Origin of the sequence: Bythopirellula sp. (assembly GCF_041737835.1) — a bacterium.
Taxonomy (GTDB): Bacteria; Planctomycetota; Planctomycetia; order Pirellulales; family Lacipirellulaceae; genus Bythopirellula.
The window spans coordinates 75,112-98,036 of the sequence record NZ_JBGSQY010000022.1 but is presented as its reverse complement, the minus strand read 5'-3'; the positions used below and the strand labels follow the sequence as shown (position 1 = coordinate 98,036).

Sequence of the window (22,925 nt, the reverse complement as noted above, 5' to 3'; positions counted from 1 at the left end):
TAGGCAATCATGCGACTTTAAGTAGGACCTACGATGTCGACCGCACCGACCCCCGGCGAGGAAAAAGCCTCGCGGAATTTTATTGAACAAATCATCGATGCCGATTTGGCAGCCGGAAAGAACGGGGGACGCGTCCATACCCGGTTCCCGCCCGAGCCGAATGGCTATCTGCATATCGGCCATGCCAAGAGCATCTGCCTGAATGCAGGGCTCGCGCGGCAGTATGGCGGCAAATTCAATCTGCGGTTCGACGACACTAATCCCACGAAGGAAGAGCAAGAGTACGTCGATTCGATTCTCGACGACGTCCGCTGGCTTGGGGGCGATTGGGAAGATCGGCTGTTCTTCGCCTCGGATTACTTCGAACAACTTCACGACTGGGCGGTGCAGTTGATCAAAGGTGGGAAGGCTTTTGTCTGCGACCTGAACGCCGAAGAGATGCGCGAATACCGCGGCACGCTTGTGGATCCTGGCAAGAACAGTCCCTACCGCGATCGCAGCGTCGAGGAGAATCTCGATTTGTTCGCGCGGATGCGGAAAGGGGAATTCCCCGACGGCGCGCGGACCTTGCGCGCGAAGATCGATATGGCTTCGTCGAACATCAATCTCCGCGATCCGGTGATGTATCGTATCAAGCATGCTCACCATCATCGCACGGGCGATACGTGGTGCATCTATCCATCTTATGATTACACCCACGGGCAAAGCGATTCGATCGAAGGGATCACGCACTCGATCTGTACGCTCGAGTTTGAGAATCATCGCCCTCTGTACGATTGGTTCTGTGAAGCGCTGGGGATTCATCATCCGCAACAGATTGAATTCGCGCGGCTGAACCTCACCTTCGCCGTGATGAGTAAACGGAAACTGTTGCAATTGGTCACCGAGAAGCACGTCTCGGGTTGGGACGATCCGCGGATGCTCACGATTCGTGGGCTGCGCCGCCGCGGCTACACCGCCGAGGCGATTCAAGCCTTTTGCGAGCGCATCGGCGTGGCGAAGTTCAACAGCACGATCGACATGGCGTGGCTAGAAGATGCAATTCGGGAAAACCTCAACGAAACCTCGCCGCGGGCGATGGCGGTCTTGAAGCCGCGCAAAGTCGTGCTGACAAATATCGAACTCGGCAAAGTGATTGAAATCGAAGCCCCCAATCATCCCCAAAAACCTGAGATGGGGACGCGGATGATTCCCCTCACGCGCGAAATTTTCATCGAAGAAGACGACTTCATGGAGGATGCGCCGTCTAAGTTTTTCCGATTGAAGCCGGGGGGCGAAGTACGCATTCGCTCCGCAGGGATTATCAAATGTGATGACGTCAAGAAAGATGCGTCGGGCAGAATCGCAGAACTGCACTGTACGTTCGATCCCGATCACAGCCGCAAAGTGAAGGGGACGATCCACTGGGTTTCCGCCGCGAGTGCGATCAACGCCGAAGTGCGACTCTACGATCACTTGTTCCGCGTGGAGAATCCCGACGAAGCTCCCGTGGGTGGCACGTTTCTCGACAACATCAATCCGAATTCGCTCGACGTGCTGACCACGGCCCAACTCGAACCATCGCTGCTCAACGCCTTACCGGGAGAGCATTACCAATTCGAACGGCTGGGCTACTTTTTCGTCGATCCGGTGGACTCGAAACCGAACAAGCCGGTGTTCAATCGCACGTCGACGTTGCGCGATAGTTGGGTGAAGGAAGCGAAGAAGAATTAAATACTCGCCCTCACAAACACAAAGTAAGCGAGTATTAATGCTGCGAGTATTCCGAGTGTCAGATTGACGGCTTGTTTGCGTCCAGCGAGCAGATTGATCGCCACATACGCGACCAGACCCAACGCGATGCCATCGCCGATGGAAAATGTGAAGGGGATGGCAATCATCAGCAAGAACGCGGGGATTGCCTCGCCGGGTGTTTGCCAATCGATTTCGGTGATGTTGCGAACCATCATTGCTCCCACCAACACCAAGGCCGAAGCGGTGATTGGTGGATAGGAACCGACGAGTTCCACAAGAGGTGCGAAAAATAGCGCCGCGAGAAAACAACAGGCCGTGAAGATCGCCGTCAAACCGGTGCGGCCCCCGGCTTCCACACCGGCCGCGGATTCCACGTAGCTGGTCACGGTCGACGTGCCGAAACAAGCCCCGCAGATCGTGCCCGTGGCGTCGGCAGTCATCGCGCGGCCGACATTGGGGAGCTTACCATTTTTTACGAGTCCCGCTTGTTGGGTCACTCCGATGAGCGTGCCAATCGTGTCGAACATGTCGATGAACAAAAACACGACCACGAACGGCAGGATTCGCAGGTCGAACACGCCGAGCAGATCGAATTTGAAAAAGGTTGGTACAAGCGAGGGGGGAGGGGCCATCCAGTCGCCCGACCAATGTAACTTCGTCATGAGTTGCGATTGAGCCACGACGGGGTTTGATGTCCAGCTTTCAAAGTTAGGCAGCAGCATTTGCAGCAAGATAGCCGTCAGCAACGATGCCACGATTCCCGCGAGGACGGCCCCGCGGATGTTGCGGGCGAAAAATGCTCCGCCCACGACAAGTCCCACGAAGAAAACGATCACGTCGGGGTCGTAAACGACGTGGTTCATGGCGATGAACGTCGCGGGGTTGGCGATAATGACTTCACCATTCTTGAGGCCGATCAGTGCGATAAACAAGCCAATGCCCACGGCGATCGCACTCTTGAGGCTGGGGCTGAGGGCATCAAAGATTTTTTCGCGTACACCTAATAGCGTCAGCACCAAGAACAACAGACCGCTTAGCAGCACCACGCCCAGTGCGACTTGCCAAGGCTCGTCGTGCCCCGTGGCAGCGATGGCGGGGAGCAAGGCCAGCACGAAATAGGCATTGATTCCCATCCCCGGAGCCAAGGCCACGGGGTAGTTCGCCATGAGTGCCATCACAACTGAGGCAATGGCCGAGGCAATGCAGGTCGCGGCCATGACGCCGGCGAAGTCCATGCCGGTATCGATGCCAAACATCTTCCCCGAGAGCATCGCGGGCTGCACGAAGATGATGTAACACATCGTGAGGAATGTGGTCACCCCCGCGGCGAACTCGGTACCGACTGTGGTGCCGCGGGCGGAGAGTTGAAATTGGCGTTCGAGGAAGTTCATGGGTGGGGGTTACATAGTTAATAAAATGCACCGCCCGCTGAAGCGGGCTCGCCAGTAGGCGATTTGAGTAGGCGAGCCCGCTTCAGCGGGCGGTGCCTAAAACTGCTTTGCATGATGTCAAAACTCCATTACAATGCGGCACATGTCCAAACCTGTTCGCAAAATCTCGCGAGGTCGGAATCTTGAATACGGTGAGTCCTATCGGTATGAACATTGGCTGATTGATAACCAAGTTTACTTTATCACGGCTCGGTGTCGTGATCAGTTTCCTGCACTTCGCAGCGAAGTAGCCAAAACGGTTTTCTGGGACCGTTTCGAGCACTCTACCAAGCAATTTCGCTTCGTGCCTTGGGTGACCTCCCTGCTGGACAACCATTATCACACGCTCGGTTATTTGTACGAAGGGCGAAAACTTTCGCCGTGGATGCAGCGACTTCACGGTTCCGTGGCAAAATTAGTGAATGATTTGTTGCCCGAGCGGCGACTTAATTTTTGGCGCGATGCCAAAGGCCACGAATACTTCGACGGTGCGATCCGCGATGAAAGACAAGGCCGGTTGGCTTATCGGTACACGCTGATGCAGGCCGTCCGCCATGGCGTTGCGGATGATTGGCGGTCCTATCCGCACACGCGAGTGAACGTTAATGTGGAGTCTGCTATTCGGCGTTCGCTTGAACTGGATGCTTTTTTGGATGGGGTGCCGTATAAACGGTATTTGAATAAGCGACCTAAGTGATGGTTACGTTTTTGTGCACCGCCCACTGAAGTGGGCTCGCCTGGGGACTTTCCTTATGTTGATTCAATCGCGTTTCCTGTGTTGGTTTTTGGCGTTCTTGATGCTGGTTACGCCGAGTGGTCATTTGCTGGCCCAAGATGTGGCGCCGATTGATATGACGTACGTGCTGCCCCAGGCTTGCCTCGTTGTTTCGGCGCGGCCGCAAGCGATTTACAACTCGCCCATGTTTCAGATGATGCCGCTGGAAGTATTGCAGGCGGCTTCCATCCAGTATGTTGGCATCGACGCCTTGGAAATGGACCGCTTGCTCATTTCGATGGAGCCTCCGCTCACGGGTCCGCCAAATTATTCGGTGATCATGAGTTTCACCAGCGACGTGGCGGGAAAACTGGTTCCCGAAGTGACCAAGAATTTGGAAGAGCAAGTCGGCAGCGCACGGCCCCATTTCAAGAATCCCAAGCCGATCGAGCCGAGCCTGTACTTCCCCACTGACACCACGATTCTTGCCACCTCAGAAGACGTGCTGCAAAAATTTCTTACTGGCGGGATCACGCCCTATGAGAACAACATCAATGCCAAGCTGGCCTCGGCGGCGGGCGATGATTTGTATGTCGCGGTCGATGTCGCGCCACTGCGCCCCATGATCAACATGGGACTCATGCAAGCCGAGATCCCCATGGAGTTGGGTTATCTGTATGAAGCGCCCAACTTGATCAAGTCGGTTGAATTCCGCATCAATGTTTCGAACGCCGGCACGAGCGAGCTGGTCGTCGACGCCAACAACGCTGCAGACGCCGAAAAGCTTGAGCAAATCCTGGTGAAGACCGGCGACCTGATCAAGACGCAAGCCAACGCGGAGATCGCTCGGCTTAAAGCGGATGCCGACCCCGTGCAGCAGGCGCTGGGCCGTTATCAAGAACGGATGCTCTCGAGCACTTACGACGCGGTGATGCCCAAACGCGAAGGGGAGAAGTTTGTTATCTTTCGTGTTGCAGGGGAGGGGAGTGATGCCACGGCACTGACAACGGTGGCCATTTCGGGAATCTTGGTGGCTTTGTTGCTTCCCGCTGTGCAAGCCGCACGCGAAGCGGCCCGGCGGAATTCGTCGATGAACAATGTCAAACAGATCATGCTAGCCATGCTGAACCATGAATCAGCGACCAAGTCATTCCCCGCTCATGCCAATTACAAGGATGGCAAACCGCTTTTGAGCTGGCGTGTGCATATTCTTCCCTACTTAGAGCAACAGGCTCTTTACAATCAGTTTCATCTCGATGAACCGTGGGACAGCGAACACAACAAGACTCTCATCGCCAAAATGCCCGAAGTTTACATCGACTCTAGTTCAGGCAAAAATCCCACTGAGGGCCTTAGTCACTATCTCGGAGTCAAAGGCGCGGGCAATCTGTTCAACGGTACGGAAAAGGGTACGTCGATGAAGCAGATTACGGATGGCACCTCAAATACCATAGCCGTCGTACAAGTCAGCGATGATCGTGCCACAACTTGGACGAAACCCGACGACTGGGAAGTCGATCCGGAAAATCCGCTGAACGGACTCACGGGTTCGATGCATCCTGGCACATTTGTCGTGGGATTCTGTGATGGTTCGGTCAGGATGATTGCCGAGAATATCGACAAGGATGTTTTCAAGAAATTGTTGACGATTTCTGGCGGCGAGACTGTGCAAACTCCATAGCGGCGCCGAGATCGGCCCTTGTCATGGTAGGGCCTAAGCGGGCATAATCGCGGGTTCGTTTAGGATTTGAAGCACTTCCTTGATTCACCGCCCGCTACTGGGTTTTCCTAATAATTGGGGCCCGCCAAAGCCATGCCACTTGTTGTTGTCGGATCGGTCGCTATTGATAACGTCGAAACTCCCACTGACCGTCGGGATAACCTGCTTGGGGGTTCGGCCACCCACTTTTCCTATGCCGCGAGCTTCTTCACAAGCGTGCGGCTCGTGGGGGTCGTCGGTGCCGATTGGCCCGCCGAGCACACCAAATTGCTCAGCGACCGCAACATCGACGTGTCGGGGCTGCACCAAGTGGAAGGCGGTAAGACCTTTACTTGGACCGGCCGTTATCACGACAACATGAACGACCGCGACACGCTCGACGTGCAGCTCAACGTGTTTGGCGAGTTCGATCCCGTGCTGCCGGAAAGTTATCGCCGGGCAAAATATGTGTTTCTCGCCAACGGCGTGCCAGCCGTGCAGATGAAAGTTCTCTCGCAAGTGCCTGGTCGACGGCTAGCCGTGGCCGACACGATGGACTTGTGGATCAACATCGCACGGGAAGATCTCAATAAGTTGCTCACGCAACTTGATGGGTTGGTGCTTAACGATAGCGAAGCCAAGTTAATCGCCCAGACGGAAAATCTCGTCACGGCGGGTCATCGCGTGCGTGAGATGGGTCCTAAGTTTGTGATCATCAAAAAGGGCGAACATGGAGCCATGTTCTTTAGCGAACATGAAACCTATGTGCTCCCGGCTTACCCCACGCAAAACGTCATCGATCCCACGGGCGCGGGCGACAGCTTCGCCGGCGGGATGATGGGCTATCTTTCGGAACGTGACAACTTCGATCCCGAAACGCTCAAGACCGCGATGGCCTACGGTATTCTCGTGGCGAGTTTTAATGTCGAAGGTTTTGGACTGGAACGGCTGACCGAAATCACCCGTGCGGATATCGATGACCGGATGCAACTCTATCGTAAGATGCTCAACTTCTAATTAAGCAGCAAAATTTTGATTCCTGAGACGCGATCAGATTTTATCGCAGGAAAATAAATAGGCTTCAATCGTCACACACTTCGCATAGCGTGTGACGATTGAAGCCAGATTCCTCAGTCGCCTAGGCTCCCTCGGAATGACACCCCGAGCGGTGTTTTAGCGGGTATGCCAGCTACTTCAGCGGCCAGTCGCGCAAGATCCGTTCGGTTTCTTCGGCGTGGCCACTTTCGTCGCGGACCATGTCTTCGAGCTGCACGGCGAGGCCTTTGTCGCCGAAGGCATCGGCTTCTTTGGCTCGCTGGGTGTAATCGGCAGTCGCCTTTTTCTCGGCCTTGAGGATCGCTTCGAGCATTTCGTGATTGCTGTGAGCTTCGGTCACTGGACGGGGGACCGTCGTCGGCTCGCCACCCAAGGCTACGATCTTGTTGGCTAAAAACTGCGCGTGGCCTTGTTCATCGGGCACTTCGGCGAGGAAAAACTCCGCGAGTTGCGGACGATAGGGCCCCGTTGCTTTGGCTGCGTAAGTTAAGTATTGAATGATCGCAGATAACTCACCCGCTAGATCTTCATTGAGCTTCTTGATCAGGGTTTCTTTGTCCATTTCATCCTCCGTTTTATCTTTGTTCGCGAGCAGCCATGACTTGTTTGTAAGTTGTGTAGCCGCCGCTCAGATTGGCCACGTTGAATCCCCGCTGCGCGAGGATGCGTGTTGCCAAGTAACCGCGTTGCCCCACTTGGCAATACGCCAAGATGGTTTTCTCACGTGGCAACTCATCAAGCCGCTCACGCAACTGCTCGATGGGAATATTCACCGCACCGGGGACACTACCCCGCGCGAATTCTTCCGGCGAACGTACATCCACCAGAAACTTGTGCTCATTATCCTGCGTTTGGTCGAAGTGAGCAATCGGCTGCAAGTCTTCCAGTACACCAGCCGCAACAAACCCCGCCATATTAACGGGATCCTTCGCAGAACCAAATTGCGGGGCGTAGGCGAGTTCCATTTCTTCTAAGTCGTACACGGTCATGCCTGCTTGAATCGCAACGGCCAGCACATCGATTCGCTTATCAACTCCGGAACGTCCAGCAATTTGTGCGCCAAGAATTTTCCCATCGGAAGGTGCGAATAAGAGTTTCAAAGTCATTTGCTCGGCACCCGGATAGTAGCCGGCATGATGCGCAGGGTGCACATAAATTTTCTCGTAAGGAATGTTCGCAGTCCGCAGTACTTTCTCGCTGAACCCCGTCATTGCTGCAGCCATCTCAAACACACCGACGATGGCCGTGCCCTGGGTACCGCGAAAATGAGCCTCGTGACCAAAGATATGATCAGCGGCGATGCGGCCCTGGCGGTTGGCGGGCCCGGCCAGTGGAATCTGCGATGGTGATCCATCGATGAAGTTGAAAGTTTCGACTGCATCACCAACTGCATAAATATCGGGGTCGCTCGTTTGCATGTATTCGTTGACACGGATGCCGCCACGCGGACCAACTTCTAATTCTGCATCAAGGGCCAGTTTGTTCTCGGGCCGAACGCCCACGCTCAGCACCACAAAATCGGCAGTGAGTTGCTCACCAGACCGCAGGCGCAAATGCAGCTGACCATTTTGAGGTTCGATCGCTTCCGCGGCATCGGAGAGCACAAGCTGCACGCCCTTGGCACGCAAGTGGTCGGCAATCGGGCTGACCATTTCGGCGTCCCAAGGAGGCAGAATCTGGTTGGCCAGTTCCACCACCGTGGTTTGAATCCCGCGATGGACGAGATTTTCGGCCATTTCCAAACCAATGAAGCCCGCACCAACGATGACTGCACTTTTCGCTGAGCTTGTCACCGCAAACAGTTGATCGGCATCGCGCAGATCGCGCAACGTAAACACATTGGGCAGATTCGCGCCAGGAATCGGCGGGCGAATTGGCACGGCACCGGGGGAAAGAATCAACTTGTCGTAGGACTCAGAGTATTCGCGGCCTGATTCCAGCTCGCGGATATGTACTTTTCTTGCCTCGCGGTCGATGCTCAGCACTTCACTGCGTGTGCGAACATCCAGCCGGTAGCGATCGATAAGTCGCTGTTTCGGCGCAACGAGCAATTTATCGCGGCCCTGAATTACGCCACCGATGTAATAGGGGAGGCCGCAGTTGGCAAACGAGGGCGCCTCGCCTCGTTCCAAAAGAATGATCTCGGCATCTTCATCCAAGCGGCGTGCCCGAGCCGCGGCCGATGCCCCACCCGCCACCGCACCCACGATGACGATTTTCATCTTACACCTGCGCTTTCAATAAGAGATTGAATCAAACTTTATTCCACGGCATCCGCGCGAGTAACATCCCCATGCCACAGGTGTCGGTCACACCGGCAAAGACAAGCCCCGCCCCCACGAACGCACTCAGACCGACGAAGTAGGGATGAACGAAGTACCCGAGAACCACTCCCAGTAAAACGAGACTCCCCGCCGCGATGCGAACTTGCCGTTCAAGGGACATCGCCTTTTTGCCACGAACAACGGGAAGCCCCGCTGCTTCCCATGCTTGGGTCCCGCCATCAACGCTCACGACATTTGCTACGCCAGCATCAATCATTTTTTGGCAAGCCTTGGCCGAGCGGCCCCCCATTTTGCAAATGAAGTAGAGCGGCTGACCTTGATCAACAGGAACTGCTTGCGGCGTTAGCTCATCGAGCGGTACGTTCCGTGCGACCGTGGCATGCACTTCACGATACTCGGCCGGCATACGGACATCGATGATTTCGCGGGCCTCACCTCGTTTGATGCGCTCGGATAAATCCTGTGGAGAAATCGTGGCAACGGACATGACAACCTCCTGGGAGTCTAACTCCCGAAACGCTGCTCGACACAATGAATGATATTGGCCAATTGCGGTTCGACGACGCGATAATAACGCCGCTGGCCATCTTTGGTGCTATCCAGAAAACCACAGCGCTGCATCAGTCGCAGATGCTCCGACGCCATGTGGGGAACAATTTCGCAGGCTTCGGCCAGTTCGCCCACGGTATATTCGTGATCGAGGAGCAGTTGCACGATCTTGAGCCGATGGGGATGCGCAAGAATCTTGAGGCATTCGGCAGCGTGCGCAAATGCCTCGGGGGTCAGCGTTTTGCGTCGCTGTGTTTTTGCTTTAGAACCTGTTTGTGCAGCCATGGGATTTCCTTTCTACTCAAATATATCGGAAGATTCCGATATATTCAAGTAAGGAAACTTGCTGCGAACATGGCAAGCTAGGCAACATTAGGCACAGCGAATAGCCGGATCGCCACGCGATCCGGTAATAGCGGCCAGAACGAGCTATGCCGCCCGGGCCATCCGGGGGGGACGAATCACCCGCCCCGTGAGATCGGACATCTGCGAAAGGCCCATCTTAGCAACGGCGAGTCCCAGCAGATCGTGCTGTGGCTCTTCGGTGGCTTTGGTTTTCTCCTGCCACAGCCAGATCGAAGCGGCCGACTGAAAGCCGACGCGGATGCCATGGCGGTGGGCACGGAAGAAAAACTCCTCGCGAGCATCGTCACGGAGTTCGGGATCCCAGCCCCCCATGGCACGCACCCGATCCGTGCGGGCCACGAAGAAGTTGCCCACGAGATCGCACCACCAAAAACCATCGCCTTGGGAGCGTGAGCCTGCAATCAAGCCGAGACGGTCACCAGCAATTTCCAAGAGGGCGTGCTGGGGCAGTGGCTTGCGTTTTGTGAAGAACCAAAGTTTCTTTGCCGAACCGATGATTTCCCCCGCTGCCACGTCGAGCCGGTCGCTTGCCACGAGATCCAGCAAGGTTACGAGCTGACTATCGCGGTGGATTTCAGCACGATTGTCGAGCATCAGGAAATAGGGCGTGCGTACTCGGGCAAGCAGGGCATTGTGCGCCGCAGCTTGGCCTTTTTCGCTCGGCAGGCGGAAGTAATCGGCTTGCTTGCATTTTGTCGGCTCGACGCCGTCGTCGGCCACCAACACTTTGAGTTCGGGGTGAAACTTGCGAATGCTGCTCACCAAGCGACTCAGGGCCTTGGGTTGATCAAAGGTGCGAATGATAGCAGTCAACTTCGAGAGGTCGGGTGTAGCCACGGGTGAGTCCTGCAGAAGCGAGAAAGAGATCGGCGAGTCTATCCATTAGAAAAAATCGCCGATTGCGGCCTGTGCGCTCAACAAAATTGTTTCGCACGGCGTCGCTTCAACGCTTTCGCCAGAACACCGAGGCGTCAAAGTTTAACAGGCGGTGAATCGATCACTCTGCTGGCGCGAGCAATTCTTTAAGTTCTAGCCGCTGCATCGTGTGCGCGGAACTGGGGGGCGTGCCGAGCGCCAGGTGCAGAACCAAATCCGTGGGCTCGAAGACCATTGTTTGCAGCGTCATCTCGCCCTGGTTGGCACTATGCAATGCCGCCTGAATGTCGGCAACGCCCAGAGCCGACTTCTGCCCGGCGGTCTGCAGGCGGTCATAACGCCAGCACTCGTCGTTGATAATTAATCCCGGCATGCGGAAGTGGTTCGTGCAAGGCAGCACACCCTGTGTGGCATCGCGTCGGGCGATTTGCTTCGGCGTAATCTCAAAAATAACGGCCTGCTCTGGATCGCACACCGCGAGGTTGGCCTGTGTGGTGGCGCGCGTACGCTTGAGCAACGCTTCGGCCTCGGCGACGGTCGTGCATTCTTCTAAGATTTGTCGAAAGGTGAGGGTCATGGGCACGCCCAAGGCATCGAAGTGGCTGGAACCATCCGCCGAGTCATAAACATCGAGCGTCGCCACGCAGAGTCCCGCGTCGTTCATGCCCGAGATGACACCCATCATGCCGGGATAACCAATCGACACGAAAGCATGTTTGCCCGTGGGTTTCACGATGCTGACCACGCTAAAACGATCGAGCACACCAAACGGCGGGAAATCGAAGTTTCGACCAAAAAGCATTTTGCCGGTGGCGCTTTTGCTTGGTTCGACAATCAAGGTGGAACAACCGATTCGCCGCAATTCGAGCAACGTGTTTCCCACGGCCAAGGTTTCCAGATCGAGTTTGCCTTGGTTGGCTGCGGCATTGATTTCTCGCTGGTACCGCTCGGGCGCATTGAGCATGAGCGTTCTCCCCGCCTGGGCGGCTAGCGGATAAAAGAATTCCATCCCCGATTCAATGAACAATCGTTTGGGAAAGCCGAGCAAATCGCTGGAATGCTTCGCCAAGAGCGCGGCATGTTGCTCGCCAATTTCTTCCGGCGTGCCCACCAAAGTCACCACGGGAATTGAATTGATATACCGCAATTCACCAAGACCATGCCGTGCCGTGGGAAAGAGTTCTTCTCCGCAAAGCCGCGAGCAACATAACGCAACGACGAACAGAAACACTAAAGCGCGAATCATGAGAAGGCCCAACAATCACCAAAGGAATCCGTTACGCCGTAATTATAGCGCTCCACACGATTCGACCAACAGCGACTGAATTACACTGTGAAAAGCAAAACCGCTAATCCACGCTAAAGGGCGCTAATAAAATATTAGCGATAATTAGCGCAGATTACCGGTTTAAAAGGAATGCTGGCAGGAATTAAAGGTAGGTGTTGATCAAGTTTTCGATCATTTCCTGGCGTCCACTGCGGTTGCCGCTGATTTCACCCTTTTCAAGCGCAACCTTTTCCAGCGAAGCGAGCGAATGCTTGCCCCCTTCGATTTCGGCGCCGAGACCGCTATCCCAGCTGGCGTAACGTTCCTTAAGAATCCCTTCGAGTTTGCCGTCGGCACGAATGGCGGCGGCGATTTTCAGACCACGGGCAAATGCGTCCATGCCACCGATGTGGGCATAGAACAGATCGATTGGCTCGAAGCTCTCGCGGCGAACCTTGGCATCGAAATTCACGCCGCCCGTCTTCAGCCCGCCATACTTGAGAATCTCATACATACACTGGGTGGTGAGATAAATGTCGGTGGGAAATTGATCGGTATCCCAACCCAACAGCATGTCGCCCGTGTTGGCATCGATCGAACCCAACGCTCCAGCCGAGCCGGCCACGTCGAGTTCGTGCTGCATCGTGTGCCCCGCCAACGTTGCGTGATTGGTTTCGAGATTCAGCTTCAAATGATCGAGCAGATCATATTGGCGTAGGAAGTTGAGACATGCCGCGGCATCGCTGTCGTATTGATGCTTGGTGGGTTCCTTGGGTTTGGGCTCGATATAAAACTGACCTTTGAAGCCGATTTGCTTGGCATAGTCGACGGCCATGTGCAGGAAGCGAGCCAGATTATCGAGCTCGCGCTGCATGTTGGTGTTCCAAAGATTTTGATAACCTTCGCGGCCGCCCCAGAACGTGTAGCCCGCTCCGCCCAGCTCGTGGGTGACTTCAAGGGCCTTCTTCACTTGGGCGGCGGCATAGGCGAAGACTTCGCTATTGGGGCTAGTTGCCGCCCCGTGCATGTAGCGCGGGTTACTGAACATGTTCGCCGTGCCCCATAAAAGCTTGATACCGGTCCGCTCCTGCTCTTCCTTGAGCACCGCGGCAACGGCGTCGAGATTCTTATTGGATTCGGCGAGCGACTTCCCTTCTGGGGCGACATCGCGATCGTGGAAGGCATAGAACGGCGCGCCGAGTTTGTCGATGAACTCAAACGCCACGCGAGCGCGGTTCTTGGCATTCTCGACTGAATCGGAGCCATCTTCCCAGGGTCGCACTGCCGTGCCCGGTCCAAAAGGGTCGCTTCCCGTGCCGCGGAACGTGTGCCAGTACACAACGCTGAACCGCAAGTGGTCGCGCATCGTGCGGCCTTCCACTTTTTCGTCGGCATCGTAGTAGCGGAAGGCCAGTGGGTTCTTGCTTTGGGGGCCTTCGAAGGGAATACGGCTGATTTCGGGAAACGCGGCCATGATAAGTTGAACCTTTGTAATCGTTTACAATTCGCGACGAGGCGAGAGGAGTTAATTCGTTGGGAAACTCGCGGCAGCCAAGTGTCTTGCCCGGCGAGTTCCTAATCCATCGATTCTAGCGGTTGGCCCGGCTGATGTCAGGATTCCACAAGGCCGAAAAATCTATGAATTTGCGACAAAATAGGTAGTTTTTGCGGTGATGCGAACGGGCCGTTTTGTGGACGGCTTGCGACAGCCGTACTACCATGAAGGCTAGCCATTGAAATCACTCATTTGATCGGCACCACGGCTCGCTCTCACGGAACAGAACGTCGTCATAATGAATTTGCGCTTTTCCCAGCTCACGGCCGCGCGCGTCGCAGCCCTGATACTTATAGTGACGCTTTGCACACAGACCGCCAGCGCTACAATTGCGCGGTTTCAGACGACACTCGGCACGATCAACGTGAGGTTGTACGACTCGGCCACACCGCTCTCGGTGAACAATTTTAAAAGCTACGCGAACGCCAATCGTTGGGACGGCACGGTCATTCACCGCAGCGTGCCAGGCTTCATCGTGCAAGGAGGCGGTTTTAGTCTAAGCCCCGATGTTTTTCACCCTACCAATGTGGTGACCTACCCGGCCGTGCAGAACGAGTTTGGTATTTCGAATCTTCGCGGAACAGTTGCCTATGCCAAACTGGGTGGAGATCCGAACAGTGCCACCAGCCAATGGTTTTTCAACCTGGCAAACAATAGCAGCAATCTCGACAATCAAAACGGTGGGTTCACCGTCTTTGGCCGGGTGCTGGGCACGGGCATGTCCGTTGTCGACAGTATCGCCGCACTGTCGCGCGTTAACGCGGGTGGCGCATTCACGGATTTTCCGGTGACCGATCTCCAAAAGGTGATCGCTCAACAAAATGTCTTCAATACCGAAGCCGTTGTCATATCCGATGTCTCAATTTTGAATCTGCCCGCCGGAGATTATAACTTGGACAGGGTTGTGAATCAGGCCGATCTGACCATCTGGCAAGCTGATTATGGTTCGACCACCAAAGCCGAAGCCGATGGCAACGGAGATGGTCGTGTTGATGGAAAAGATTTTCTCATTTGGCAACAATCAGTTGGTCAATCAGTACCGCTGGCGAGTCTTGCTACCGTGCCTGAGCCAAGCACAATAGGATTGCTTGCAATTGGTATAATCGCATTAAGTGGCCGTCGGTCGGGTCGCTAGCGCTGGGCGTGCAATTTTCTTAACGATTTGTCATAATCGTAATCGAATGTGTACCTCTAGTTTGCAGGGGACATTGATATGAGTATCACAAGAAGCGTTCTTACTTGCTATTGTTGGCTCTTTCTCGCGTTATCTACTTTTGGCGCAGAAAATTCGGCAACTACGAAAAGCGAGCAACAACACCAACTCGCCGAAGACGCCGTTAAGCGGTTAATCGAAGCTAAAGAATGGCGTGAGGTGTCTGCCATTCAGAAAGAGTTTGCCACGCTTGGTGAAGCTGCCATCAGCCTCTTGAAACGCCAGGCAAAGCGGCATGAAGATGATGGCATCCGGATGCGCTGCTACGAAGTTCTTACGGAATATTTTGGTGAAGAAGCTGGGGAAACCATAGCTCACCATGGCCTCGCCGACCAAAGCGATAAGATTCGATACCATTGTGCCTGGCACCTGGGTGATTTGAAGATATATGGTGGTCATCGCCGACTCCGGCATCTTATGGAAGATGAAAAACAACCGGATTTTGTTCGCCACGCAGCGACCAAATCATTGGCCGAACTTGGGGAAGCTAACGTCATCCGTCGACTCATAACCATGCTAGAGAGCGACTACTATATGCCTCGGCATATGGGTAACCTTGGCCTAAAGGCTCTTACAGGCAAAGACCTCGATGATTTTCATGGCTACGAGTATGCTGAAGGTGCGTTTTTTTCAGGTGGTAACGAAATGGTCACAGCATACGAGCCTATCAGTTACCATGAAAAAGTCGCTCAGCGGAATCAAGCTATCGCTGACTTCTGTGTGTGGCTCAAAGACGAACGTCCAGACATCTATAAACATCTCTACGCCCCATGGTAATCTTAATGAGCTTCGCTGTAGGCTTTGTACTTCTCAGCCAGCTTCGCTTCCTTTTCGTCACCCCGATGCAACACGATACGATAGTGCAAAACTAGCGAATCTCCCTTCGGCAAGGTCATGCGGAGTGATCGTTTGCGAACATCGCCATCACCGTCCGTGAAGGCGAGCTTACCTAAAGGGTTCCCAGCGAAGAGGCCGTAAGTTCGCACGTGCCAGGGTGCGGGATAGTTCAAGCTTTCGGGGTGAGCAAAAATCGCGACCCCCACCTGTTCGCCGTCGATGGGCCCTTGATAGTCGACCCATTCGGCCGGCTGTGCCCACGCCGCCTCGTCGGAAAGCCCACGGCTACTGACAATTTGGCCACCTTGCTTGTGGTCGACGTTCATGCTGTCGGCGACTCGCAAGGCAAAGACACCTTCCTTGCTGTCAGAAAATTTTAAGTCACCTTCGCTGGCTGTCAGCACCAAGCGGCAATCGAGCCAGCGGTCTTCGCCGTCCGTGCCGAAGGTCCATGTGCGTTCGTCTTCACAAACTTTTTCGCCATCCGGCGCGAGCCAATCATTCTTTGTGATGATGGTCGCCGTTTCGCCGTCGGTTTCAGCACGAACGAATTCTCGCTGCCGTTGTTCACCAAAGGGAAAGGGCTTGTCCCCCGAGCCGGGTTCATGCCAGAAATCGATGCCGTTGATCCCTTCGTAGCCAACCCAAACCGAACGGTGATGAATATGATCTTGGGCTTCTCCGGCAGGGCCCTCACCCACGGGATAGGCGCGCGTGAAGTGCTTACCCGTTGGACCAATCACCGGCCAAAGGACGGGTCGCGTACCGGATTTGGTCAGATAACGGGTAAATAATTCGCCATCGATGTTGATCGTTACACCATCGTCTTCTTGGCTCAACGAGAGCTTGTGCGGCGTTTCCGTGGCCAAGCATACACTCTGAAATAACACACAAAAGCTAACGATGAGGCCTAAGAATCGCATACAAATCTCCCAGACAAGCACGAAGAGTCAGACCAGCTTAACATGACTTCGTCGCTGGGTTAAATGGCGCACCTCTACTTCCCTCGTACAGTTTGCGAAAATATCATGTGAACTTTGCAACGAAACAGTCCTATTCAATGAGGTGCCGTCATCGCTGGTCAAGCTTGGGAAATTGTCGAGGGTTCAGGCCCCGTGGTTGCGGTTGCCCTGCATGATGGACACGACGTTCGCGAAGAGCTCTTACCGCTCTTCGCCTTGTCGGAAGCCGACCGGTTGCGAGAGGAAGATCCTTTCACGGCCGTGTGGACTGCTATCGCGCCGACAAAAGTGATTGCGCGTCGTTCGCGGTTTGAGGTCGACCTTAACCGGCCACGCGAAAAGGCGGTTTACCAGACGCCAGCGGATGCCTGGGGTCTGACGGTCTGGCACGAGCCTTTGGCCGAAGACGTGTTAGATCGCTCGCGAGCGATCCGTGCCGAGTTTTACGAGACGGTCAAGGAACTGCTCACCCGCAAGGTGGCCGAGCATGGCCGCGTGGTGATTTACGAACTACATACTTACAATCATCACCGCCTTGGGCCACAGGCACCTTTTGACGATCCCCAACTCAATCCGCAGGTCAATCTCGGCACGGCTTACAACCACCCGCAATGGCGACCTGTGTTGGAGCGCTTCATGAGTGATTTACGCGAACAGGACTTCCCTGGCGGGAAACTCGATGTCCGCGAGAACATCAAATTCGAGGGGGGCCATTTTGCCGAGTGGGTTGGCGAAACCTTCCCGACTACCGTTTGCAACCTCTGCATCGAGTTCAAGAAATTCTTTATGGACGAATGGACCGGCGTGCCCGTTAATGCGTTGCTCGCGGCGATCACGGTGGCGCTCGAAAGCACGGTCCCAGGAGTGCTGGAGGAGGTCGATAAGCTTTGAGCCGCGGAATCGCTTCAATATCGACCCTTTCCCAAGAATTTTTGGACGACATCCATGCGCGGCTGTTGGCGGGGCAACCCGTGCGATGCGATCTCCCTGGTGGCGGATCGCTCTATATGGAACGGCCGTTGCCTTTTCTCGCTGTGTATCGTCAGACTGCTGAGAATGATTTTGGCACGGCGGAGTTGGTCAAAGGTGAAGCGGCGTATTTGATAATTCCCCCCTTGATGGTCAAAAAAGAGTTACTGCAACTCTTGAAGACAATTATCGAATTGCAGCGCGAGCGATTCGGAGCGTTCCTAATTATTGAGGTTTGGTCCGCGGAAGATGCCGACGTCAAAGCGGCTTTTGCCGAAAGCGCGCTCGAACCGACGGAGTTTCGCCCGGCATTCTCCATCGAAGCTCGCAGCCCGCATACGCCGATGCGAACCATCGAAGCTTTGCGTCGGCAACTGGAACGAATCACATATTTGAAACAACCGGCGGCTGTGGCGGTCGATACCACACCAAATGCAACTTTGGGAAGTGTCGCCGTACTGCTGACCCCGGCGAAACTTTACGAAATGGGTTCGGAAGTTGTGGGGATCTGCGTTCGCCCCGTTTATCGCAATCATTCCACAGGGGAGTTGTATCCGTCGGTTTTGCGGATGGTGAAACGCAACATCGGACGGGCTCTCAAGCAGGCGTTCTTCGCTTTTTGCAAGGTTCACACCAACGCTACCCCCGAGCATTTTTATTCGCTCGGTCGTAGCACGATTCTTAACTCGGTACGCTTCGTCGATCGTCGGCTCAATGAAATCAGCAAGAGCTTTAGTTTTCTCCTGCAAGTTACGCCCGTGAACGCCGAGGCTGCGTGGCATGAATTTCAGAAGGGGCATTTTGAAGCTGAGCCGCGTTATTACTATCGCCCGCTCGCGATGGAACCATCAGGACTTAAACGGCAGCTGTTTCAACTCGCCATCGACAAAATCGAGGACCCGACGCTGCATGAATTGTTTCACGAACGCCGCGACGAACTCGACCGCAAGATCACGATGCTCAGCGACGTGGGCACCAAACGATTCGTCTTTGGCAGCCAACAAGTCTACGGCGAATTGAGCGCGAGTTTGCTGAGCCTGGCACAAAGTTTGCTAGAAAAAATCAAGGCTCATAGCCGCGAGGATGTGAGCCAAGGCGAAGTGACCGCCGCGGAGTTTGCCAAACATGCGCGCAAGGAAGTGGACTATTACAAAAAGCTGATGCCGCAGTTCACGGCCGAGGTGGTGATTCGCGAAGACATGTACGCGGGATTGATGTGTTCCGACGGCGATCTGCTAATTGGCCGCGACGCGAAAATCCCTCGTAGCCGGATCAACGCGCTATTGCACCATGAAGTCGGCACGCACTTGCTCACGTATTACAACGGACTGGTCGAGCCCTTTAAGCTGCTACACACAGGGTTGGCGGGTTACGATTCGCTGCAAGAAGGCATCGCCGTACTCAGCGAATACTTGGTGGGTGGTTTGAGCAAGCCCCGTTTGCGGTTGTTGGCCGCACGAGTGTGGGCGGTGCATATGTTGCTGGAAGGTGCTACGTTTGTCGAAACTTTTCGGGCGCTCGCCAAAGAGTTTGAATTTGCTCAACGTGTCGCTTATACCGTCACGATGCGTGTCTACCGTGGTGGCGGATTGACCAAGGATGCCGTCTATCTGCGGGGGTTAGTTGAAATCTTGGACTATTTAGGACAAGGGGGGACGCTCGACCCCTTGTTCGTAGGTAAGATTGCGAGCGAACATATTCGCTTCGTGCGCGAGTTGTTGCATCGCAAGGTAATATTACCGGCGACGCTCCAGCCGCGTTACTTGCAACTTCCCGGCGTGGCGGAACGCCTGGAACGACTTGGCTCGGGGATGACGGTCCTCAATCTCATTGAAGACTGATGCTCTTCACAGGAACAGTTTATGCGGATTGGTTTTGTCGTTAATAACATTGCGACCGAAGAAGATGGCTACACCACCACGCGGCTGGCTATGACCGCGATCAATCAGGGCCATCAGGCCTGGATGATTGGCACAGGCGATTTTGCGTTTGATCCCGATGATCAAGTTCGAGCCCGAGCGCGGACGGCTCCGGGCCAAAAATACAAATCCACGAAGACCTTCCTGCAGGAACTACGCGGCCCGAACGGCATCATCGAGCGGATCAGCGTGCAGGACCTCGATATTTTGATGTTGCGCAACGATCCGGCTCAAGATCAGGGACCTCGCAGTTGGGCCCAGCAAGCGGGAATTATCTTCGGCCGAGCCGCTATGCGCCATGGGGTGATTGTGCTCAACGATCCCGACGGCCTGAATCACGCCATCAACAAGATGTACTTCCAGCTGTTTCCCGAAGAAGTGCGCCCCGCCACGCTCATCACCCGCGATCGCAACGAGATTCGCGACTTCGCACGCTCGCACAACAACGACGTGGTGATTAAGCCGCTGCAAGGCTCGGGAGGGCAGGGGGTCTTTCGCATCGTGGGCGATCAGCTTGGCAATCTCAATCAAATGATCGAATCGATTTCACGCGATGGGTATGTCGTCGCGCAGGAATATCTGCCGCTCGCCGCCGAAGGGGATATGCGGCTGTTTATGATGAACGGCCAGCCGCTCCGTTATAAAGGCAAATATGCCGCCTTCCGCCGGGTTCGCAGCGGCGATGACATTCGCAGCAATATTCACGCGGGGGGCAAGAAGGCGCAAGCCGTCGTGGATGACGCCGCCTTGCGGATCGCGGAAATCGTGCGGCCCAAGCTCGTGGCCGACGGTATGTTCTTTGTGGGACTCGACATCGTTGGCAACAAGCTGATGGAGATCAATGTTTTCAGTCCCGGCGGTTTGGGAAGTGCCCAAAGCTTTGAAAACGTAAATTTCACGATCCCCGTGATTGAAGCCCTCGAGCGAAAAGTGCAATATATGGGTTTCTATCAACGCAATTTCAATAACGTTGATATGGCCACCTTGTAACAAATACCGAACCGAAACGATTCGGCTAAATGGAAAATTTCAATGTTCGTTGTCACGGTTTACATTACGATTCAGCCCGAGCACGTCGGCCCGTTTCGCGAGGCCGTGTTACGGCACGCGAATAACTCGCTTACTAAAGAAACCGGCTGCCGGCAGTTTGACGTGGCATTCGACCCCGCCGACGATCTGCGTGTATTTATCTTTGAGCGCTACGACGACGAAGCGGCATTCAACGTCCACACCGCCTCGGAGCATTTTGCGTGGTTTGCGAGCGTCGCAGGGCCCTGGATTGCCACGCGGCAGTTGGATACGTGGGAGCAAGCGACTCCTTAACCTATCATGCGCCTTGGTGCCTTCGCTTCGAGCCTGCCAGCCAATATTGCCACTTAATGGACTTCGGCAATTCGGACGAGATCCTCATCTTTGCCAGCGACAAGCAGCGTTTCTGAATCCTTCAACAAGGCGTCGGGATCCGGAGCAGGGTCGATCTTATCTGTCAGCACATCGTGAATTGCGATTACGGAAATGCCGAATTGCCTGCGAAGTTCCAAAGCGCGTAGCGATTTGCCACTCCAACACTCCGGTACCGCCATCTCCTGAATGCTAAAACCTGGCCCCAGTCGGACGTAATTCAACAGACCAACTCCAGACATGCGCGATCCAAGTGAGATCGCAGATTCACGTTCTGGAAAGATTGATTCCGTGACACCTAGGTGATCCATTACCCTTGCGTGATCGCGTGAAATGACTTTGACATAAACGTCGCGAACATGGATGTCGTGCAGGGCCATCGTCGAAAGTATGCTTGCCGTGATATCGTCCCCAGTGCTGATCACCCCTGCATCGGCTCCCTTAGCTCCTATACGCTCCAGCACCTGCACGTCGCGCCCATCACCCACCGCCGCGCGCGTGACGAACGGGGCCACGCGGTCGACCGATTTCTCGTCAGGATCAATCGCGACGACCTCATGACCTTTGGCAAATAATGCCTCTGCGACGCTCGCGCCAAAATTTCCCAGACCGACAATGACGAATCGTTTCATAACTATTCTCTCAGAGCACGTTTTACCCGACGATGACGTCTTCGTACGAGTAGCGGAAATTACTACGCCTGTATTGACCGATCGCAATAGCCGAGGCGAGCGTCAAGGGACCTACCCGCCCCAGAAACATGAGCAACGCCATGAGTAGCCGCCCCCGGTTGTTGAGGGCAGGTGTTTCTCCCATAGAAAGCCCGACGGTATTAAAGGCGCTGACGACCTCAAACATTTGGCTTAAAAACCGGTCTTGCGCCGGCTGAATGGCTGTGAGCAACAAGATGCCGACGGTCACCAGACCAAACGCCATGACAAAGAGTCCGATAGCTCGCTCGGTGGTTTCCTTAGGTATGGATCGCCCCGCAAAACTGGTCGATTCGTACCCCATAAACCGTGACCAGGCAACCAAACCAATGAGCGCGAAGGTTGTTGTCTTGATCCCCCCGGCGGTGGAACCTGGAGATCCACCGATCATCATCAGAATGATCGTCAGGAAATTAGCACTGTCGCTCGCTTGGGAATAATCGACGGAGTTAAATCCCGCCGTTCGCGCCGTGACGCTCAAGAATAAGGAATTGGTTGCCTGATCGGCTATCGAAAGATGCCTCAGCGAGGCGTCATTTTCAAAACCTGCAAAGAGAACCCATCCTCCCAGGATCAACGCGATCGTGGTCACCACGACGATCCGGCTGTGCAAGGATATTCGGAAGATCTTATTCTGTTGACCTGCGACATAGCGGAGATGGATTTCTTCCATAGCCAGGAAACCCAGCCCCCCTGCGACAATCAGAGACATGATGACGATCAATGTCGCTGGGGCTTTCTGAAAGCTCATCAGGCTGTTGCTGAAAGTAGAAAATCCAGCGTTGCAAAAGGCGCTCACTGAATGGAAGACTGCAGGCCAAGCGGCATCGACCCAACCCATGTGTGAAATCCATAAGACATACAAAATGATCGCACCGAGCAGTTCAATCGCGATCGTAAAGCGAAGCACGTCAAACGTGAGTTGGCGCATATTCACATGAGGGGCCGCACGAGAGAGATCGTTCGAAAATGCCTCGTGTCGCAACGAAAGTCTCTTTCCCAAGGCGGTGATAATAATGCTCGAAAAGGCAATCATCCCCAAACCACCCAACTGAATCAGCAAGAGTAACCACGCCTGCCCGGCCATGGTAAAGTACGTGGCGGTGTCCTCAACAATCAAGCCGGTCACGCAAACCGCGCTTGTCGAAGTAAAAAGTGCGTCTATCCAGCCAAGGGGTTCGCCCGTATAGAGGCCTGGCAGAAAGAGGAGGCCGAGCGTGCCCACAAGAATCAAGACGGCAAACGAGCCGACAAACAAGCGCGGCGGGGTCAGCCAACGTGCACTCAACAGGCTTTGTCGACGCGCAACATCCCATTTGTCGATCGTGCGACGCTTCTTCAATTTCACTGAGCGCTCACCAAAAAAAAAGAGGTATTCGAAG

At 54.7% G+C, this 22,925-nt stretch carries 21 protein-coding genes; 10 read left to right on the top strand and 11 right to left on the bottom strand.

All coding sequences use genetic code 11. The features are described from left to right. Window positions 1–33: 33 nt before the first annotated feature. Window positions 34–1,713 carry a glutamine--tRNA ligase/YqeY domain fusion protein gene (locus AC6T8Q_RS06800; protein ID WP_500678355.1) on the top strand — a complete coding sequence of 560 codons (1,680 nt, stop codon included), beginning with the start codon at window positions 34–36 and terminating at the stop codon, window positions 1,711–1,713. On the opposite strand, the gene AC6T8Q_RS06795 is transcribed toward AC6T8Q_RS06800, so the two are convergent. Continuing rightward, a complete protein-coding gene (locus tag AC6T8Q_RS06795; protein ID WP_500678354.1) occupies window positions 1,710–3,125 on the bottom strand; it encodes an NCS2 family permease in 1,416 nt (471 codons plus the stop codon). The genes AC6T8Q_RS06800 and AC6T8Q_RS06795 overlap by 4 nt on opposite strands. A 142-nt stretch (window positions 3,126–3,267) precedes the next feature. Here AC6T8Q_RS06795 and AC6T8Q_RS06790 point away from each other — a divergent pair, with 142 nt between their 5' ends. The 3 genes from AC6T8Q_RS06790 (at window position 3,268) to AC6T8Q_RS06780 (ending at window position 6,595) form a co-directional block, all read left to right on the top strand. Beyond that, complete coding sequence (locus AC6T8Q_RS06790) at window positions 3,268–3,861, top strand: transposase (protein WP_500678353.1); 594 nt, start codon at window positions 3,268–3,270, stop codon at window positions 3,859–3,861. 55 nt (window positions 3,862–3,916) lie between these two features. Continuing rightward, entirely contained in the window at window positions 3,917–5,560 is a 1,644-nt protein-coding gene (locus tag AC6T8Q_RS06785) for a DUF1559 domain-containing protein (protein ID WP_500678352.1), read from the top strand. Between the two features lie 132 nt (window positions 5,561–5,692). After that, entirely contained in the window at window positions 5,693–6,595 is a 903-nt protein-coding gene (locus AC6T8Q_RS06780) for a PfkB family carbohydrate kinase (protein WP_500678351.1), read from the top strand. Between the two features lie 172 nt (window positions 6,596–6,767). Here the strand turns inward: AC6T8Q_RS06780 and AC6T8Q_RS06775 are convergent, their stop codons facing one another. The 7 genes from AC6T8Q_RS06775 to xylA form a co-directional block, all read right to left on the bottom strand. Then, the gene (locus AC6T8Q_RS06775) at window positions 6,768–7,196 is read right to left on the bottom strand and encodes a ferritin-like domain-containing protein (protein ID WP_500678350.1); all 429 of its coding nucleotides are present in this window, start codon (window positions 7,194–7,196) and stop codon (window positions 6,768–6,770) included. 13 nt (window positions 7,197–7,209) lie between these two features. Beyond that, window positions 7,210–8,856 carry an FAD-dependent oxidoreductase gene (locus AC6T8Q_RS06770; protein ID WP_500678349.1) on the bottom strand — a complete coding sequence of 549 codons (1,647 nt, stop codon included), beginning with the start codon at window positions 8,854–8,856 and terminating at the stop codon, window positions 7,210–7,212. Window positions 8,857–8,887: 31 nt separating this feature from the next. Next, a complete protein-coding gene (locus tag AC6T8Q_RS06765) occupies window positions 8,888–9,406 on the bottom strand; it encodes a rhodanese-like domain-containing protein (RefSeq protein WP_500678348.1) in 519 nt (172 codons plus the stop codon). Window positions 9,407–9,423: 17 nt separating this feature from the next. Further along, a complete protein-coding gene (locus AC6T8Q_RS06760) occupies window positions 9,424–9,753 on the bottom strand; it encodes an ArsR/SmtB family transcription factor (RefSeq protein ID WP_500678347.1) in 330 nt (109 codons plus the stop codon). A 144-nt stretch (window positions 9,754–9,897) separates the two neighbouring features. Then, window positions 9,898–10,671: a glycosyltransferase family 2 protein gene (locus AC6T8Q_RS06755; RefSeq protein ID WP_496922321.1), complete on the bottom strand. Its 774-nt coding sequence runs from the start codon at window positions 10,669–10,671 to the stop codon at window positions 9,898–9,900. Between the two features lie 160 nt (window positions 10,672–10,831). Next, window positions 10,832–11,956 carry a C45 family autoproteolytic acyltransferase/hydrolase gene (locus AC6T8Q_RS06750; protein WP_500678346.1) on the bottom strand — a complete coding sequence of 375 codons (1,125 nt, stop codon included), beginning with the start codon at window positions 11,954–11,956 and terminating at the stop codon, window positions 10,832–10,834. A gap of 184 nt (window positions 11,957–12,140) precedes the next feature. Next, entirely contained in the window at window positions 12,141–13,451 is a 1,311-nt protein-coding gene (gene xylA, locus AC6T8Q_RS06745; RefSeq protein ID WP_500678345.1) for a xylose isomerase, read from the bottom strand. Between the two features lie 319 nt (window positions 13,452–13,770). On the opposite strand from xylA, the gene AC6T8Q_RS06740 reads away from it, so the two are divergent. Both AC6T8Q_RS06740 and AC6T8Q_RS06735 read left to right on the top strand, forming a co-directional pair. Beyond that, entirely contained in the window at window positions 13,771–14,667 is an 897-nt protein-coding gene (locus AC6T8Q_RS06740) for a peptidylprolyl isomerase (RefSeq protein ID WP_500678344.1), read from the top strand. A gap of 78 nt (window positions 14,668–14,745) precedes the next feature. Further along, window positions 14,746–15,522, top strand: coding sequence for a HEAT repeat domain-containing protein (locus AC6T8Q_RS06735; protein WP_500678343.1), 777 nt, complete (start codon window positions 14,746–14,748; stop codon window positions 15,520–15,522). A 2-nt stretch (window positions 15,523–15,524) separates the two neighbouring features. Here the strand turns inward: AC6T8Q_RS06735 and AC6T8Q_RS06730 are convergent, their stop codons facing one another. After that, the gene (locus AC6T8Q_RS06730) at window positions 15,525–16,505 is read right to left on the bottom strand and encodes a DUF6807 domain-containing protein (protein WP_500678342.1); all 981 of its coding nucleotides are present in this window, start codon (window positions 16,503–16,505) and stop codon (window positions 15,525–15,527) included. A 192-nt stretch (window positions 16,506–16,697) separates the two neighbouring features. Between AC6T8Q_RS06730 and AC6T8Q_RS06725 the strand changes: the two genes are divergently transcribed. Genes AC6T8Q_RS06725 through AC6T8Q_RS06710 form a run of 4 tightly spaced genes read left to right on the top strand, consistent with a single transcriptional unit; the run spans window position 16,698 to window position 20,755 of the window. Next, window positions 16,698–17,435, top strand: coding sequence for an N-formylglutamate amidohydrolase (locus AC6T8Q_RS06725; RefSeq protein WP_500678341.1), 738 nt, complete (start codon window positions 16,698–16,700; stop codon window positions 17,433–17,435). Next, window positions 17,432–19,354: a flavohemoglobin expression-modulating QEGLA motif protein gene (locus AC6T8Q_RS06720; RefSeq protein ID WP_500678340.1), complete on the top strand. Its 1,923-nt coding sequence runs from the start codon at window positions 17,432–17,434 to the stop codon at window positions 19,352–19,354. Before AC6T8Q_RS06725 ends, AC6T8Q_RS06720 begins: the two co-directional genes overlap by 4 nt. Window positions 19,355–19,375: 21 nt before the next feature. Next, window positions 19,376–20,422, top strand: coding sequence for a glutathione synthase (locus tag AC6T8Q_RS06715; RefSeq protein WP_500678339.1), 1,047 nt, complete (start codon window positions 19,376–19,378; stop codon window positions 20,420–20,422). 42 nt (window positions 20,423–20,464) lie between these two features. Continuing rightward, window positions 20,465–20,755, top strand: coding sequence for a putative quinol monooxygenase (locus tag AC6T8Q_RS06710; RefSeq protein WP_500678338.1), 291 nt, complete (start codon window positions 20,465–20,467; stop codon window positions 20,753–20,755). A 53-nt stretch (window positions 20,756–20,808) separates the two neighbouring features. Here AC6T8Q_RS06710 and AC6T8Q_RS06705 read toward each other — a convergent pair whose 3' ends face one another. Then, on the bottom strand, window positions 20,809–21,465 hold the full coding sequence (locus AC6T8Q_RS06705; protein WP_500678337.1) for an NAD-binding protein: 657 nt from the start codon (window positions 21,463–21,465) through the stop codon (window positions 20,809–20,811). 22 nt (window positions 21,466–21,487) lie between these two features. Further along, entirely contained in the window at window positions 21,488–22,891 is a 1,404-nt protein-coding gene (locus tag AC6T8Q_RS06700; RefSeq protein ID WP_500678336.1) for a TrkH family potassium uptake protein, read from the bottom strand. Between the last annotated feature and the right edge of the window lie 34 nt (window positions 22,892–22,925).

Bases quoted from the DNA above. Each gene is read 5' to 3' on its own strand.
- AC6T8Q_RS06800 (WP_500678355.1), top strand. From the start codon at position 34: ATGTCGACCGCACCGACCCCCGGCGAGGAAAAAGCCTCGCGGAATTTT.
- AC6T8Q_RS06795 (WP_500678354.1), bottom strand. From the start codon at position 3,125: ATGAACTTCCTCGAACGCCAATTTCAACTCTCCGCCCGCGGCACCACA.
- AC6T8Q_RS06790 (WP_500678353.1), top strand. From the start codon at position 3,268: ATGTCCAAACCTGTTCGCAAAATCTCGCGAGGTCGGAATCTTGAATAC.
- AC6T8Q_RS06785 (WP_500678352.1), top strand. From the start codon at position 3,917: ATGTTGATTCAATCGCGTTTCCTGTGTTGGTTTTTGGCGTTCTTGATG.
- AC6T8Q_RS06780 (WP_500678351.1), top strand. From the start codon at position 5,693: ATGCCACTTGTTGTTGTCGGATCGGTCGCTATTGATAACGTCGAAACT.
- AC6T8Q_RS06775 (WP_500678350.1), bottom strand. From the start codon at position 7,196: ATGGACAAAGAAACCCTGATCAAGAAGCTCAATGAAGATCTAGCGGGT.
- AC6T8Q_RS06770 (WP_500678349.1), bottom strand. From the start codon at position 8,856: ATGAAAATCGTCATCGTGGGTGCGGTGGCGGGTGGGGCATCGGCCGCG.
- AC6T8Q_RS06765 (WP_500678348.1), bottom strand. From the start codon at position 9,406: ATGTCCGTTGCCACGATTTCTCCACAGGATTTATCCGAGCGCATCAAA.
- AC6T8Q_RS06760 (WP_500678347.1), bottom strand. From the start codon at position 9,753: ATGGCTGCACAAACAGGTTCTAAAGCAAAAACACAGCGACGCAAAACG.
- AC6T8Q_RS06750 (WP_500678346.1), bottom strand. From the start codon at position 11,956: ATGATTCGCGCTTTAGTGTTTCTGTTCGTCGTTGCGTTATGTTGCTCG.
- xylA (WP_500678345.1), bottom strand. From the start codon at position 13,451: ATGGCCGCGTTTCCCGAAATCAGCCGTATTCCCTTCGAAGGCCCCCAA.
- AC6T8Q_RS06740 (WP_500678344.1), top strand. From the start codon at position 13,771: ATGAATTTGCGCTTTTCCCAGCTCACGGCCGCGCGCGTCGCAGCCCTG.
- AC6T8Q_RS06735 (WP_500678343.1), top strand. From the start codon at position 14,746: ATGAGTATCACAAGAAGCGTTCTTACTTGCTATTGTTGGCTCTTTCTC.
- AC6T8Q_RS06730 (WP_500678342.1), bottom strand. From the start codon at position 16,505: ATGCGATTCTTAGGCCTCATCGTTAGCTTTTGTGTGTTATTTCAGAGT.
- AC6T8Q_RS06715 (WP_500678339.1), top strand. From the start codon at position 19,376: ATGCGGATTGGTTTTGTCGTTAATAACATTGCGACCGAAGAAGATGGC.
- AC6T8Q_RS06710 (WP_500678338.1), top strand. From the start codon at position 20,465: ATGTTCGTTGTCACGGTTTACATTACGATTCAGCCCGAGCACGTCGGC.
- AC6T8Q_RS06705 (WP_500678337.1), bottom strand. From the start codon at position 21,465: ATGAAACGATTCGTCATTGTCGGTCTGGGAAATTTTGGCGCGAGCGTC.